Source organism: Streptomyces sp. NPDC058576, from assembly GCF_042718715.1.
GTDB lineage: Bacteria > Actinomycetota > Actinomycetes > Streptomycetales > Streptomycetaceae > Streptomyces.
Window position 1 is genome coordinate 1 of the sequence record NZ_JBHXPF010000020.1, and the last position, 13,992, is coordinate 13,992.

The following is a 13,992-nucleotide window of genomic DNA, read 5'->3' on the forward strand; positions in this document are numbered from 1 at the left end:
CCCCCTCCCTCATGCCGTCAGGCCCTCACTGGCCGAGCAGCCCGTTGCCGCCGGGCCGTTCGCCCGGCCGGCCGTCGTCCTCCCCGGGCTGGGGCGGCAGCTCCGGGCTCGTGGGAGGCGTGGTGGGAGGCGGGCTGGTGGTCGGCGGTGCGGGCGTGGTCGGGGTCTCGCTCGGCGTCGTCTCGCTCGGCGTCTCGGAGGGCGTGTCGGAGGGAGTGGGCTCCTCGGACTCGCTGGGCTCCTCCGAGGGCGTCTCGGTGGGCGTCGGCGGGGCGGGGACCTCGCCGCGCTCCACGTCCTGGAGGTCGAACGTCTTGCCGGACCCGCCGCCGAGGGCGCCGAGGGTGTAGTCGGCCCAGATTCTCGCCGGGAAGCCGCTGCCGCTGGCGCGGCCGGAATTGGCCGTACCGGTCAGGGAGACCTGCTTGCGGCCGCCGTCGCCCTCGCCGAAGAGGGCCACGACCGTCGCTAGCTCCGGGGTGTATCCGGCGAACCAGGCCGACTTGTTGTCCTCGGAGGTGCCGGTCTTGGCCGCCGCGTCGTAAGCGGGACTGTTGGCCGCGCCGCCGGAACCGGCGTCGACGACCCCGGTGAGTCCCTTGGTCACGGTGTCGGCCGAGGCGCGGCTGATGACCTGCTCCCGCTTGGGCTTCTCGGCGTTGACCGTACGGTCGCGGTGCTCGGCGGACTGGACGATGTGCGGGGTGACCTTCTGGCCGTGGTTGTCGAGCGTGGCGTACACGCCGGCCATGTCCCAGGTCGAGGCGTTCATGGTGCCGAGGGTGACGGCGGGGCGTTCGGGGAAGTTCTTGTCCGGTACGCCGAGGTCGAGCGCGGTCTCCTTGACGGCGGAGGGCGTCACGTCGACGATCATCTGCGCGAAGACGGAGTTGACCGAGCTGTTCAAGGCCTTCTGGACGGAGACCGGACCGTAACTGCGGTCGTCCTGGTTCTGCGGGGCGAACGGGGTGTCGCTGCCGACGACGGGCCGCTTGCTGGTGCCGTCGTAGACGGTGTTGAGCCCGATGAGGCTGCCGTCCTGCGTCGTCGACTCGTTCTCCAGGGCGGAGGCGAGCACCAGCGGCTTGAAGGTGGAGGCGGGCTGGTAGTCCTGGCGGGTGGCGTTGCTGATGTAGTGCTTGATGTAGTCCTCGCCGCCGTACAGCGCGACGACCTTGCCGGTCTTCGGGTCGACGGAGGTGGCGCCGGCCTGGACGGTGGCGTCGACCTTGTTGCCCTCGCGGTCGAGCTTGGACTCCAGCTGGTCGTCCACCGACTTCTCCAGCGCCTGCTGGCGCTTCTTGTCGACGGTGAGGGTGAAGGTCCAGCCGCCCGCGTCGCGGTCCTCGGCGGAGACGCCCTGCTTCTCCAGCTCCTTGTTGGCCGCCTCGACGAGGTAGCCGGTCTGGCCCTCCATGCCCGCGGCGGGCTTCGGCTTCTGCGGGCGGGCGAACTCCAGCTTCGCCTTCTCGGACTCGGTCAGCCAGTCCATCTCGACCATGTTGCGCAGGGTGTAGGCCCAGCGCTCCTTGACCAGCTTCTTGCCGGTGTCGGTGGCGGTCGCCCAGTCGTACTGGCTGGGGGCCTGGAGGAGGGAGGCGAGGTAGGCGCCCTGGGAGACGTTCAGGTCCTTGGCGTCGATGCCGTAGTAGGCCTGGGCGGCGGCCTGGATGCCGCTGGCGCCGCGCCCGTAGTAGGCGGTGTTGATGTACCCGGCGAGGATCTCGTCCTTGGACTTCTTCTGGTCGACCTTGAGCGAGATCACCAGCTCCTTGAGCTTGCGGCTCACGGTGGCGTCCTGCGTCAGGTAGTAGTTCTTCACGTACTGCTGGGTGATGGTCGAGCCACCCTGCTTGCCCTTGCCGCTGAGCGTGTTGAGGAGACCGCGGGTGGTGCCCTTCAGGTCGACGCCCTGGTCCTTGTAGAAGGTCTTGTTCTCGGCGGCGACGAAGGCGTGCTGGACCTTCTTCGGCACCTCGTCCAGGTCGACGATCTGGCGGTTGACGCCCTTGCCGGTCCGGGCGAGGACGGTGCCGTCGCTGTACTGGTAGACGTTGCTCTGCCGCTCCGCCATGGAGTTGGCGGCGGGGACGTCGACGTACAGGTAGAGCGCGCCGAAGGCGCCCATGCCCAGCAGGACGATCCCGAAGAACGTGCCCAGCAGCTTCTTCCACGTGAAGAGTCTGCGTATGCCGCCGCTCTTCGGGGCCCGGCGCGACTCCTGCGCCTGGGCTCGTCGCGCATCCGCTCGACCCATTGGTGTGTTGCTCCCGCTTCTCTGCTCGACCGGTTCGCTCGGTTTCCTCAGTTCGCTCAGACCTGCCAGCTAACACCGACGACAGGGACAAAAGACAAGCGATCCGGTCTTTTACGGACGTGAGAATCAGCACCCGCTCCCTAGGAACCGACTCCCCAGGGGTGGACAAGGTTGCGAGAATCGATAATGTGTAAGCACATTGCTAGCGCGGTGCGATACCGCGCCGAACGGGGGACCCCATGACCGGACAGCACGAGAACCACCACCCGGACGCCCCGGCGGCGGATCTTTCCATCGACGCTCCCGACATGCCCGCACCGCAGGTCAGGGAGATACTCGCGCACGCGATCCCGGGCGGCCTGGGGCTGCTGGCCACGGTGCTCGGGGTGATCGCGGGGGTCGGCCTCGCCATCGTCGGCGGCGTGGTCGGGCCGGACGGGAACAATGCGGTCGGCGTCCCGCTCTTCATCTTCGGGGTGCTCCTCGTGATCATCTCGTTCTTCTGCATGAGCGGTGTGAAGATGGTCGCTCCGGGCGAGGCCCGGGTGATCCAGCTCTTCGGCCGGTACGTCGGCACCATCCGCGCCGACGGGCTCCGCTGGGTCAACCCGCTGACCTCCAGCCAGAAGATCTCCACCCGGGTCCGCAACCACGAGACCGCCGTCCTCAAGGTCAACGACGCCTACGGCAACCCGATCGAGCTGGCCGCGATCGTCGTGTGGAAGGTCGAGGACACCGCGCAGGCGCTTTTCGAGGTCGACGACTTCCTGGAGTTCGTCTCCACCCAGACCGAGGCGGCCGTCCGGCACATCGCCATCGAGTACCCGTACGACGCCCACGAGGAGGACGGCCTCTCGCTGCGCGGCAACGCGGAGGAGATCACCGAGAAGCTGGCCGCCGAGCTGACCGCCCGGGTGCAGGCCGCGGGCGTCCGCATCATCGAGTCCCGCTTCAGCCACCTCGCGTACGCCCCCGAGATCGCCTCCGCGATGCTCCAGCGCCAGCAGGCCGGCGCGGTCGTCGCGGCCCGCCAGCAGATCGTCGAGGGCGCGGTGGGCATGGTCGAGATGGCCCTGACCCGGATCGCCGAGCAGGACATCGTGGAGCTGGACTCCGAGCGGAAGGCCGCCATGGTCAGCAATCTCATGGTCGTGCTGTGCGGTGACCGCGCGGCCCAGCCGGTCCTCAACACGGGCTCCCTCTACCAGTGACCGACCGAACGCCTCCCCGGCGGACACCGGCGGCCCGGTCGCGGCAGCGCAAGCAGATGCTGCTGCGGCTGGACCCCGCGGTGCACGACGCACTCGCCCGCTGGGCCTCCGACGAACTGCGCAGCGCCAACGCGCAGATCGAGTTCCTGCTGCGGCGGGCGCTCGCGGAGGCGGGCCGGCTGCCGGGGTCCGCACGGCCGATCGCCCGGCGGGGGCGACCGCCCGGACAGCCGCCGGAGGAGCCGGAGACCCCGCCCACGGCGGGCGATCAGGACACCCCGTAGCCCTCTCTCCCACCCCGGCGACACAGCGACCCCGGCCCGCTCCATAGGCCGGGGTCGCCTTTCGGACGCGTATACATCAAGGGTATACACCCCGTGTACAGTGCTCCTCATGTCTATCGGTCACACCCTCCTCGGGCTCCTGGAGTCCGGCCCCCGACACGGCTACGACCTGAAGCGGACCTTCGACGAGAAGTTCGGCCAGGACCGCCCGCTCCACTACGGCCAGGTCTACTCGACGATGTCCCGGCTCCTGAAGAACGGGCTCGTCGAGGTCGACGGCGTCGAGAGCGAAGGAGGCCCCGAGCGCAAGCGGTACGCCATCACCGACGCCGGGATCACGGATGTCTCGCAGTGGCTGGCGCAGCCCGAGAAGCCCGAGCCCTACCTCCAGTCGACGCTCTACACCAAGGTCGTCCTCGCGCTGCTCACCGACCGCAGCGCGGCCGATCTGCTGGACACCCAGCGCTCGGCGCACCTGCGGATGATGCGCATCCTCACCGACCGCAAGCGCAAGGGCGATCTGGCCGACCAGCTGATCTGCGACCACGCCCTGTTCCACCTCGAAGCCGATCTGCGCTGGCTGGAACTGACCGCCGCCCGGCTCGACCAGCTCGCCAAGGTGGTGGCTCCGTGATTCCCGAAGGCTCCCTGCTCGCCGCGCACGAGCTGCGCAAGACCTACGGCTCCACGCCGGCCCTGGACGGCGCGTCGTTCTCCGTGCATCCCGGCGAGGTCGTCGCCGTGATGGGCCCCTCCGGCTCCGGCAAGTCGACCCTGCTGCACTGCCTGGCCGGGATCATCACGCCCGACTCCGGCACCATCACCTACGCGGGCCGCGAGCTGTCCGCGATGTCGGACGCCGAGCGCAGCGCCCTGCGGCGCAGCGACTTCGGCTTCGTCTTCCAGTTCGGCCAGCTCGTCCCGGAGCTGACCTGCGTGGAGAACGTCGCCCTGCCGTTGCGGCTGAACGGCGTGAAGCGCAAGGCCGCCGAGCGCACCGCCCGCGCGTGGATGGAGCGCCTGGAGGTCGACGACGTCGGGGCCAAGCGCCCCGGCGAGGTCTCCGGCGGCCAGGGCCAGCGGGTCGCCGTGGCCCGCGCCCTGGCCGCGTCGCCGAAGGTGATCTTCGCGGACGAGCCGACCGGCGCGCTGGACTCCCTCAACGGCGAGCGGGTCATGGAGCTGCTCACCGAGGCCGCCCGCTCCGCCAACGTCGCCGTGGTCCTGGTGACCCACGAGGCCCGGGTCGCCGCCTACTCCGACCGCGACGTCACCGTGCGCGACGGCCGGGCCCGCGATCTGGAGCACGCCGTATGACCCTGCTCGACGAGAAGCGGGCCGCGGCTCCCCCGCGTCCCGCGCCACCCTCGCGGGGCGCGGCGACCCTCCGCGATCTCGGCCTCGGCATCCGGTTCGCCGCCGCCGGCGGCCGCGAGGGCTGGATCCGTACGCTGCTGACCGCCGTCGGCGTCGGCCTCGGCGTCGCGCTGCTGCTGCTCGCCTCCTCCGTACCGCATCTGCTCGACGAGCAGAGCGCGCGCGAGCAGGCCCGCGGCGAGACCCGGATCTCCGACTCGCCCGACGCGAACGCCACGAAGACGGACACCTCGGTGGTGCGGATCAACGCCACCTCCGAGTACCGCGACCGGACCGTCGCGGGGTATCTGATGCGCCCGGACGGTTCACGTCCCGTCGTGCCGCCGGGAGTCGACCGCTTCCCCGGGGCGGACACGATGGTGGTCTCCCCCGCGCTGAAGGAGCTGCTCACCACCCCGGGCAACGAGCTGCTGCGCGAGCGGCTGCCGTACGAGATCACCGGCACGATTCGAGACGCCGGGCTGCGCTCCCCGGGCGAACTCCTCTACTACGCGGGCAGCGACACCCTGACGACCGCCAAGGGCGGCCACCGCCTCGCCGGGTACGGGGACGAGCGCGCGGGCGACCCCCTTCCGCCGCTGCTGATCGTGCTCGTCGTCATGGTCTGCGTCGTGCTGCTGGTGCCCGTCGCGATCTTCATCGCCACCGCCGTGCGCTTCGGCGGCGACCGCCGCGACCGCCGGCTGGCCGCACTGCGCCTGGTCGGCGCGGACATCCGGACGACCCGGCGGATCGCCGCCGGGGAGGCCCTGTTCGGGGCGGTGCTCGGGCTGCTGATCGGATGGATGCTCTTCCTGGTGGGCCGGGAGTTCGTCGGCTCGGTGGAGATCTGGGACGTCAGCGCGTTCCCCGCCGACCTGGTGCCCGCGCCCGCGCTGGCGCTGCTGATCGCCGTCGCGGTGCCGCTCACCGCCGTGCTCGTCACGCTGGTCGCGATGCGGTCCGTGGTGATCGAGCCGCTCGGCGTCGTACGCCGGGGGCGTGCGCGGGGCCGCCGGCTCTGGTGGCGGCTGCTGATGCCGGCGTCCGGTCTGGCGGTGCTCGCCTCGACCGGACGCACCAACGGGTACGAGCCGGTGAACCCGGTCGCCATAGCCTCGGGCGCGGTGCTCACGCTGGTCGGTCTCGCGCTGCTGCTGCCGTGGCTGGTCGAGGCCTGTGTGAACCGGCTGCGCGGCGGCCCGGTGCCCTGGCAGCTCGCCACCCGCCGGCTCCAGCTGAGCAGCGGGGCCGCGTCCCGCGCGGTCAGCGGTGTGACGGTCGCGGTGGCGGGGGCGATCGCTCTCCAGATGCTGTTCGCCGCGATGAACGCCGACTTCCACCGGGTGACGGGCCAGGACCCCTCGCGGGCCCAGTTCGCCGCGTACTCCGAGGACGTCACCGGCGAGGCCGCCACCTCCGCCATCGAGCGGTTCCGCGCCACTCGGGGCGTCGAGTTGGTGATCGGCTCGGTGGAGGCGTACGCGACGAAGCCCGGGACGTACACGGACGACGAGATCCAGCCCACCACCTCGCTGACCGTGGGCACCTGCGCGACCCTGCGCGAACTGGCCCGGATCGACGCCTGCGAGGACGGCGACGCCTTCGTCGTGCACCCCCCGGGCGACCAGGGGCAGGCCGACTGGGTGGACGAGACCGCGCGCAAGGGCAGGACGGTCCTGATCGGCGAGGGCATGGGCCGCAAGCCGTTCCGGTGGACGCTGCCCGCCGACACCCCGACCGTGACCGGCCGCGAGGACCCGACGGGCGAGGTCCACTGGGGGATCATGGCGACCACCGGGGCGCTGGACGCGGGCAAGCTGCCCGGCGCCACGATCGTCGCGCAGATCCGGGTCGACGAGAGCGTGCCGGACGTCGCCGAGCACGTACGCAACACGGCGATCGCGATCGATCCCGGGATGCGCTTCGTCGAGCTCAACTCGGTGGCGCGCGACCGCCAGTACGACAGCGTGCAGACCGGCCTCCGGGTCGGGGCGACCGTGGTGCTGCTGCTGATCGCCGCCTCGATGCTGGTCTCCCAGCTGGAGCAGTTGCGCGAGCGCAGACGGCTGCTGTCGGTGCTGGTCGCCTTCGGCACCCGGCGCTCCACGCTGGGCTGGTCGGTGCTGTGGCAGACCGCCGTGCCGGTGGCGCTCGGCCTCGCGGTCGCGGTCGCGGGCGGCCTGGGTCTCGGCGGGACGCTCGCCTGGATGATCGGCAAGTCGGTCGCCGACTGGTGGCTGTTCTGGCCGATGGTGGGCGCGGGGGGCGCGCTGATCGTGCTGGTCACCCTGCTGTCGCTGCCGCCGCTGTGGCGCATGATGCGCCCGGAGGGGCTGCGCACCGAGTGACACCCGCGTGATCCCCGTACGCGGCCGGGGCCCGGAAGGACCGGGTCCCGGCCGCGTACGTCTCAGTCCCCGTCGGGGTGGTCCATCACCCGCACCGGCAGCGGCTTCATCGCCTCGCGCAGGGCGGCCGCGAACTCCTCGAACTCGCCGCCCCGCGCCGACCCGGTCCGCATCGCCAGCGCAACCCGCCGGGTGGGCGCCGGGTCCGCGAAGTACCCGGTGGCCAGCGCCTCGTTGCGGCCGGTCTCCACCGTCACCGCGGTGCGCGGGAGCAGCGTCACCCCGAGCCCTCCGGCGACCAGCTGGACCAGGGTGGAGAGCCCGGCGGCGGTCGTGGTGACCGGCGCGCCCCGGGTGCGGCCGGCCTCGCGGCAGATGTCCAGGGCCTGGTCGCGCAGGCAGTGCCCCTCGTCGAGCAGCAGCAGCGGCAGCTCGCGCAACGCGTCGCGGGGGATGTCCGAGCGGCCGCCGAGCCAGTGGTCCTGCTCCATGACCAGCACGAAGTCCTCGTCGAAGAGCGGGATCTCGGTGACCCCCGGCATCCCGAGCGGCACGGCGAGCAGCAGCAGGTCCAGCCGCCCGGCGGCGAGCCCTTCGAGCAGCGAGGAGGTCTGCTCCTCGTGGACCTGGAGGTCGAGGTCCGGGTAGCGATCGTGGACGAGGCGGAGCACGGTGGGCAGCAGATACGGGGCGACGGTCGGGATCACGCCGAGCCGGAGGACCCCGGTGAACGGGGCCCGGAACGCCTCCGCCTCCTCCGTCAGCGCGGCGACGGCCTCCAGCACCGCTCCGGCCCGGACCGCGAGCCGCTCCCCCGCGGGCGAGAGCAGGACCTTGCGCGTCGTACGCTCGATGAGCTGGACACCCAGTGCCTCCTCCAGGGTGGAGACCGCTCCGGAGAGTGCGGGCTGACTCATCCCGATTGCTGCCGCGGCGTCCCGGAAGTGCAGATGCTCCGCCACGGCCGCGAAGGCGCGCAGCTGCGACAGGCTGGGCTGCTTGGCGGGCGACTTACCGGACTGCTTGGGGCGTAGGCCCTGATTTACCTGCACCACTGATAGGCACCTCCGATCATCTGGACCGAGTGTAGCTATTTCCGTGATCAATGCACTCTGTGCCAAGGTGGAGCCCGTCCAACCCTCAGGAAGACCCTCAAAAGGGGAATTCCAGACGTTGCAAGGAGAGCGCGTGCTCACTGTCGGTGACAAGTTCCCCGAGTTCGACCTGACTGCTTGTGTCTCGCTGGAGAGCGGCAAGGAGTTCGAGCAGATCAACCACAAGACCTACGAGGGCAAGTGGAAGATCGTCTTCGCGTGGCCGAAGGACTTCACCTTCGTGTGCCCCACCGAGATCGCCGCCTTCGGCAAGCTGAACGAGGAGTTCGCCGACCGCGACGCCCAGGTCCTCGGCTTCTCCGGTGACTCCGAGTTCGTGCACCACGCCTGGCGCAAGGACCACCCGGACCTGACCGACCTGCCCTTCCCGATGCTGGCCGACTCGAAGCACGAGCTCATGCGTGACCTCGGCATCGAGGGCGAGGACGGCTTCGCCCAGCGCGCCGTCTTCATCGTCGACCAGAACAACGAGATCCAGTTCACGATGGTGACCGCCGGTTCCGTGGGCCGTAACCCCAAGGAGGTCCTGCGGGTCCTCGACGCCCTGCAGACCGACGAGCTGTGCCCGTGCAACTGGACCAAGGGCGAGAACACCCTCGACCCGGTCGCGCTCCTCTCGGGCGAGTGAGCTGATACCGACATGGCTCTCGACGAACTGAAGTCCGCCGTACCCGACTTCGCCAAGGACCTGAAGCTGAACCTCGGCTCGGTCATCGGCAACAGCGACCTCCCGCAGCAGCAGCTGTGGGGCACCGTGCTGGCGTGCGCGATCGCCTCGCGCTCGCCGAAGGTGCTGCGCGAGCTGGAGCCCGAGGCGAAGGCCAACCTGTCGCCGGAGGCGTACACCGCGGCGAAGTCGGCGGCCGCCGTCATGGCGATGAACAACGTCTTCTACCGGACCCGGCACCTGCTGTCGGACCCGGAGTACGGCACGCTCCGCGCGGGCCTGCGGATGAACGTCATCGGCAACCCGGGCGTGGAGAAGGTCGACTTCGAGCTGTGGTCGCTCGCCGTCTCCGCGATCAACGGCTGCGGCCAGTGCCTGGACTCCCACGAGCAGGTGCTCCGCAAGGCCGGCGTGGACCGTGAGACCATTCAGGAAGCCGTCAAGGTCGCTTCGGTGATCCAGGCGGTCGGTGTGACCCTCGACGCCGAGGCCGTACTCGCCGAGCAGTGACACCGCGCCACCCCTGATACGAGAAGAGCCCCGAGGACGACCGACCGTCCCCGGGGCTCTTCTTTTTGTTCCGTTCCGTGCCGTGCCGGCCGTTCCGGCTACTCCTGCGGCGGCGGCCGGTTCTCCGGCGCGCGTTCGACCGGGGCGTCAGCGGGCCCCGCCGCCGGACCGGGTGGCGTCGGCGCGGGCCCGGCGTACGCCGGGGTCATCGACAGGGCGGTGGCCCCATGATGACCGCCCCGTTCGCCGGGCTCCCCGTACGACCGCAGATAGCCGACCACCGTGTTGATCACGGCGACCAGCGGTACGGCGACCACCGCGCCGCCGATGCCCGCGACCAGACCGCCGGTCGCCACCGCGAGGACCACCGCGAGCGGATGGACCCGGACGGCGCGGCCGAGGATGAACGGCTGCAGGATGTGGCCCTCGATCTGCTGCACCGCCAGGACCACCACCAGCGCCCACAGCGCGGTCCACACCCCCTCGGTGACCAGCGCGACGACCACCGCGAGCGCCCCGGAGACCACGGCGCCGACGAGCGGGATGAAGGCGAACAGGAAGATGAAGACGGCCAGCGGCACCGCGAGCGGCACATTGAGCACGTAGAGGCCGAAGCCGATGAAGATGGCGTCGATCAGGGCGACGAGCACCGTGCCGCGCACGTACGCGGTCAGGGTGCGCCAGGCGCGCGGTCCGGCTCCGGCGACGCCGGGGCGGGCGGCGGCGGGCACCAGCTTGAGCGACCACTCCCAGATGCGCCGGCCGTCGTAGAGCAGGAACAGCGTGGAGAACATCGCCAGCAGCAGCCCGGTGAGGAACTCCACCATCACGGTGACGCCCTGGAGCCCGGCGGAGGTGATCTCCTCGGTGTTGGTGCCGATGGTGTCGTTGAGGTTCTTGGCGAGGTCGTTGATCTGCGACTCGGTGACGTGGAAGGGACTGTCGAGCGCCCAGCGCTTCAACTCGTCGACGCCGTCACGGACGCGGTCGGAGAGCGTGTCGAGGTTCTCCATCACCTGCCACACCACGAACCAGCCGACCAGGCCGATGACGACGAACCCGAGAACGGCGGTCACGGCGGTCGCGAGCCCGTGCGGCAGCCCGAACCGCTTGAGCCGGACCACGGTCGGCTGGAGCATCGCGGTGACGAGCAGCGCGGCGGCGAAGGCCAGCACCACGAGTTCGACCGCGCTGATCACCCGCATCAGCACCCAGAGCGTCCCGGCGAGGACGAGCAGGCGCCAGCCGGCCTCCGCGGCGACCCGCATCCCCCACGGGATCGCCGCCACCGGATCCGGCTTGGCGGCGACCGAGGGGGCGTACGAGGGAGGCGCGGGCACCTGCCCGGGGTCGTCGGCCCCGGGGGCGGCCCCCTTCGCCGTGAAGGGCTCGTCATCGGCGGCGGCCCTCGCGCGGCGCTCGTCCAGTCGCGCGCCCAGCGCGGTCAGTTCGGACCCGAAGCGGCCCAGCCAGCCCGGTAGTTTCGACATGCCTGCTTTCCTTCCCCCATCTTCGCCTTCCAGCGCCCCGCGACGCTTCTCGGCGCCTTCTCTGCGCACCGCTCGACGTGCTCCGGGACCGCCGGGATGCGACCGTACACGCGCGAGGCCCCCCACCGTCTGGACGGTGGGGGGCCTCGCGAGGTTGAGAGGGCGGTCCGTGGACTTCCGCCCGCTCCCTCTAATACCAGTTGTTGGCCTGCCAGAAGGACCAGGCGCCGCACGGGCTGCCGTAACGGCCGTCCATGTAGCTGAGGCCCCACTTGATCTGGGTGGCCGGGTTGGTCTGCCAGTCGGCGCCGGCGGACGACATCTTGTGGCCGGGGAGCGCCTGCATCAGACCGTACGCCCCGGAGGACGGGTTGGTCGCGCGGTAGTTCCAGGTCGACTCGTGGTTCACGATGTTGCTGAAGCACTGGAACTGGTCCGCGGGGACCATCTGACGGGCCATCGCCTGGACTTCGGCCACGCTGTAGGAACCCTGCGCGGAGAACGAGGAGGCGTCGCGGACGGAGGAACGGCTGGCGCGCTCGGCGTCTTCCTTCTTCTCCTGCTCCGCCTTGCGCTCGGCCTCGATCCGGTCCTCGGCCGCCTGCTTCTTGGACTTGGCGTCCTTGGCGGCCTGGATGCGGGCCGATTCCTCGGCCGACTTCTTCGCGGAGGCGTCGGCTGCGGACGCCTGGGCGTCGGCCTGCTGCGTCAGCGAAGCGGTCTGGACCTGGGCCTGCTGGCCCGCGGGGATGTCTGCGAGCAGCGTGGTGTCGGCTGCGGCCGCCTCGAAGTTGTTGTCGTCGGCGGCAGGTGTGCCGCCCGCAGCAACGCCTACGACGGCGCCTACGGTGGTGACCGCGGTGGCGGATGCCACGGCGAACCCCCGGACCGAGATCCGGCTCACATGGTGTCCTTCCAGCATCGTCCGCTTAGGTGACCTCGCGGGCGCGTTCGTGCCCCTGGCACTGGCCTCCCTACTGCGTGGGTCACGGGAGGCACGGGCCCGATGGGCAACCCCGGTGAGGAGGCTGCCGCGTGGTGCTCGCGGGCGGCATACGGGCGTCTCGTGTTGAGTTGTGTGGTGCGTGGCGCCTCTGGAGGTGCCCAAGTGCCGTATGCGGGGCCTGACGGAAGCAAGACTCTGCCGGACGGGGACACCGCGAGGCAATTCTGTGTTGCGTGGGAAAGGTCACACCCCGTTTGGCCCTCCGGTTTTGCGGAAATGACGGCGCAGCACAATGCCGCCCGGCTAAGCTCCTTGGCTCGCCGGGCGGCATCAATGGGGCATGCAGGTCAGATGTGGCCTTCCTCCAGCATTTCGGTCACCAGCGCGGCGATCTGCGAACGCTCCGACCGCGTGAGCGTGACGTGCGCGAACAGCGGATGGCCCTTCAGTTTCTCGACGACGGCGACGACTCCGTCGTACCGGCCGACCCGGAGGTTGTCCCGCTGGGCCACGTCGTGGGTGAGCACGACACGCGAATTCGCCCCGATGCGGGACAACACGGTCAGCAGGACGTTCCGTTCGAGCGACTGCGCCTCGTCGACGATCACGAAGGCGTCGTGCAGCGACCGGCCGCGGATGTGGGTGAGCGGCAGGACCTCCAGCATCCCGCGCCCGAGCACCTCCTCGATGACCTCGCGCCCGGCGACCGCCGAGAGCGTGTCGAAGACCGCCTGCGCCCAGGGGCTCATCTTCTCGGCCTCGCTGCCGGGGAGATAGCCGAGCTCCTGCCCGCCCACCGCGTACAGCGGGCGGAAGACCATCACCTTCTTGTGCTGCCGGCGCTCCAGCACCGCCTCCAGGCCCGCGCAGAGGGCCAGCGCCGACTTGCCGGTGCCCGCGCGTCCGCCGAGCGACACGATGCCGACGTCCGCGTCCAGGAGGAGGTCGAGCGCGATGCGCTGCTCGGCGCTGCGCCCGTGGATGCCGAACGCCTCCCGGTCGCCCCGCACGAGCCGCACGTTGCCCTCGGCCGTCACCCGGCCGAGCGCCTTGCCGCGCTCCGACTGGAGGACCAGGCCGGTGTGGACGGGCAGCTCGGCGGCTTCGGGGACGTACAGCGTCTCCTCGCTGAACAGCAGGTCGATCTGTTCCCCGGCGAGGGACAGTTCGCTCATACCGGTCCAGCCGGAGTCCGTGATGGCCAGCTCCGCGCGGTACTCCTCGGCGAGGAGGCCGACGGAGGACGCCTTGATGCGGAGCGGCAGGTCCTTGGAGACGACCGTGACGTCGTACCCCTCGGCCTGGAGACTGCGGGCGACCGCGAGGATCCGTGAGTCGTTGTCCCCCAACCGGTAGCCGGCGGGCAGGACGCCGGGATCGGAGTGGTTCAGCTCGACGCGGAGCGTCCCGCCCAGATCCCCGAGCGGGATCGGGGCGTCCAGCCGGCCGTACCGGACCCGGAAGTCGTCCAGCAGGCGCAGGGCCTGCCGGGCGAAGTAGCCGAGCTCGGGATGGTGCCGTTTGGCCTCCAGCTCCGTGACCACGACGATCGGCAGCACGACTTCGTGCTCGTCGAAGCGGGCCATGGCACCGGGATCGGCCAGCAGGACGCTGGTGTCGAGAACGTATGTGCGCCGGTCGGGCATGCGGCGCTTGCTACTGGTCACCACGGAAGGACGTACCCCCTCGGACGAGGTCGGGGAGTGCGACAGACGGTCGCGGAGCTTCCCGAAGGGAGAGGACGGACCGGGATCGGGCCCCGTGCACGGGCCGGACCACGGCCACCGCGTCGGCCGCAGACTGTC

At 70.7% G+C, this 13,992-nt stretch carries 12 protein-coding genes; 7 read left to right on the forward strand and 5 right to left on the reverse strand.

Annotation, left to right across the window (positions count from 1 at the left end; genetic code table 11):
- Positions 1-25: 25 nt before the first annotated feature.
- Positions 26-2,257 (reverse strand): transglycosylase domain-containing protein, encoded by a 2,232-nt coding sequence (locus ACFWRV_RS16310; protein ID WP_384334512.1) that lies wholly within the window; start codon positions 2,255-2,257, stop codon positions 26-28.
- A gap of 239 nt (positions 2,258-2,496) precedes the next feature.
- On the opposite strand from ACFWRV_RS16310, the gene ACFWRV_RS16315 reads away from it, so the two are divergent.
- The 5 genes from ACFWRV_RS16315 (at position 2,497) to ACFWRV_RS16335 (ending at position 7,459) form a co-directional block, all read left to right on the forward strand.
- Complete coding sequence (locus ACFWRV_RS16315) at positions 2,497-3,468, forward strand: SPFH domain-containing protein (RefSeq protein ID WP_384334515.1); 972 nt, start codon at positions 2,497-2,499, stop codon at positions 3,466-3,468.
- Complete coding sequence (locus ACFWRV_RS16320) at positions 3,465-3,752, forward strand: hypothetical protein (protein ID WP_384334518.1); 288 nt, start codon at positions 3,465-3,467, stop codon at positions 3,750-3,752. The genes ACFWRV_RS16315 and ACFWRV_RS16320 overlap by 4 nt, the downstream gene beginning before the upstream one ends.
- 109 nt (positions 3,753-3,861) lie before the next feature.
- Complete coding sequence (locus tag ACFWRV_RS16325; protein ID WP_006127228.1) at positions 3,862-4,386, forward strand: PadR family transcriptional regulator; 525 nt, start codon at positions 3,862-3,864, stop codon at positions 4,384-4,386.
- Positions 4,383-5,069, forward strand: coding sequence for an ABC transporter ATP-binding protein (locus ACFWRV_RS16330; protein ID WP_384334521.1), 687 nt, complete (start codon positions 4,383-4,385; stop codon positions 5,067-5,069). Before ACFWRV_RS16325 ends, ACFWRV_RS16330 begins: the two co-directional genes overlap by 4 nt.
- Positions 5,066-7,459 (forward strand): ABC transporter permease, encoded by a 2,394-nt coding sequence (locus tag ACFWRV_RS16335; RefSeq protein ID WP_384334524.1) that lies wholly within the window; start codon positions 5,066-5,068, stop codon positions 7,457-7,459. Before ACFWRV_RS16330 ends, ACFWRV_RS16335 begins: the two co-directional genes overlap by 4 nt.
- Before the next feature lie 62 nt (positions 7,460-7,521).
- On the opposite strand, the gene ACFWRV_RS16340 is transcribed toward ACFWRV_RS16335, so the two are convergent.
- Positions 7,522-8,514, reverse strand: coding sequence for a hydrogen peroxide-inducible genes activator (locus ACFWRV_RS16340; protein WP_384334527.1), 993 nt, complete (start codon positions 8,512-8,514; stop codon positions 7,522-7,524).
- A 133-nt stretch (positions 8,515-8,647) separates the two neighbouring features.
- Between ACFWRV_RS16340 and ACFWRV_RS16345 the strand changes: the two genes are divergently transcribed.
- Together ACFWRV_RS16345 and ACFWRV_RS16350 are read left to right on the forward strand one after the other, a co-directional pair.
- Positions 8,648-9,202, forward strand: a complete 555-nt coding sequence (locus tag ACFWRV_RS16345; RefSeq protein WP_007452441.1) for a peroxiredoxin — start codon at positions 8,648-8,650, stop codon at positions 9,200-9,202.
- Positions 9,203-9,214: 12 nt separating this feature from the next.
- Entirely contained in the window at positions 9,215-9,751 is a 537-nt protein-coding gene (locus tag ACFWRV_RS16350) for an alkyl hydroperoxide reductase (RefSeq protein ID WP_384334530.1), read from the forward strand.
- 98 nt (positions 9,752-9,849) lie between these two features.
- Here ACFWRV_RS16350 and ACFWRV_RS16355 read toward each other — a convergent pair whose 3' ends face one another.
- The 3 genes from ACFWRV_RS16355 to ACFWRV_RS16365 all read right to left on the reverse strand — a co-directional run bounded on the left by ACFWRV_RS16355 (position 9,850) and on the right by ACFWRV_RS16365 (position 13,857).
- Positions 9,850-11,241, reverse strand: a complete 1,392-nt coding sequence (locus ACFWRV_RS16355) for an AI-2E family transporter (protein WP_384334533.1) — start codon at positions 11,239-11,241, stop codon at positions 9,850-9,852.
- A gap of 190 nt (positions 11,242-11,431) precedes the next feature.
- The gene (locus tag ACFWRV_RS16360; protein WP_384334536.1) at positions 11,432-12,145 is read right to left on the reverse strand and encodes a transglycosylase SLT domain-containing protein; all 714 of its coding nucleotides are present in this window, start codon (positions 12,143-12,145) and stop codon (positions 11,432-11,434) included.
- Between the two features lie 389 nt (positions 12,146-12,534).
- Positions 12,535-13,857, reverse strand: coding sequence for a PhoH family protein (locus ACFWRV_RS16365; protein WP_384334539.1), 1,323 nt, complete (start codon positions 13,855-13,857; stop codon positions 12,535-12,537).
- Between the last annotated feature and the right edge of the window lie 135 nt (positions 13,858-13,992).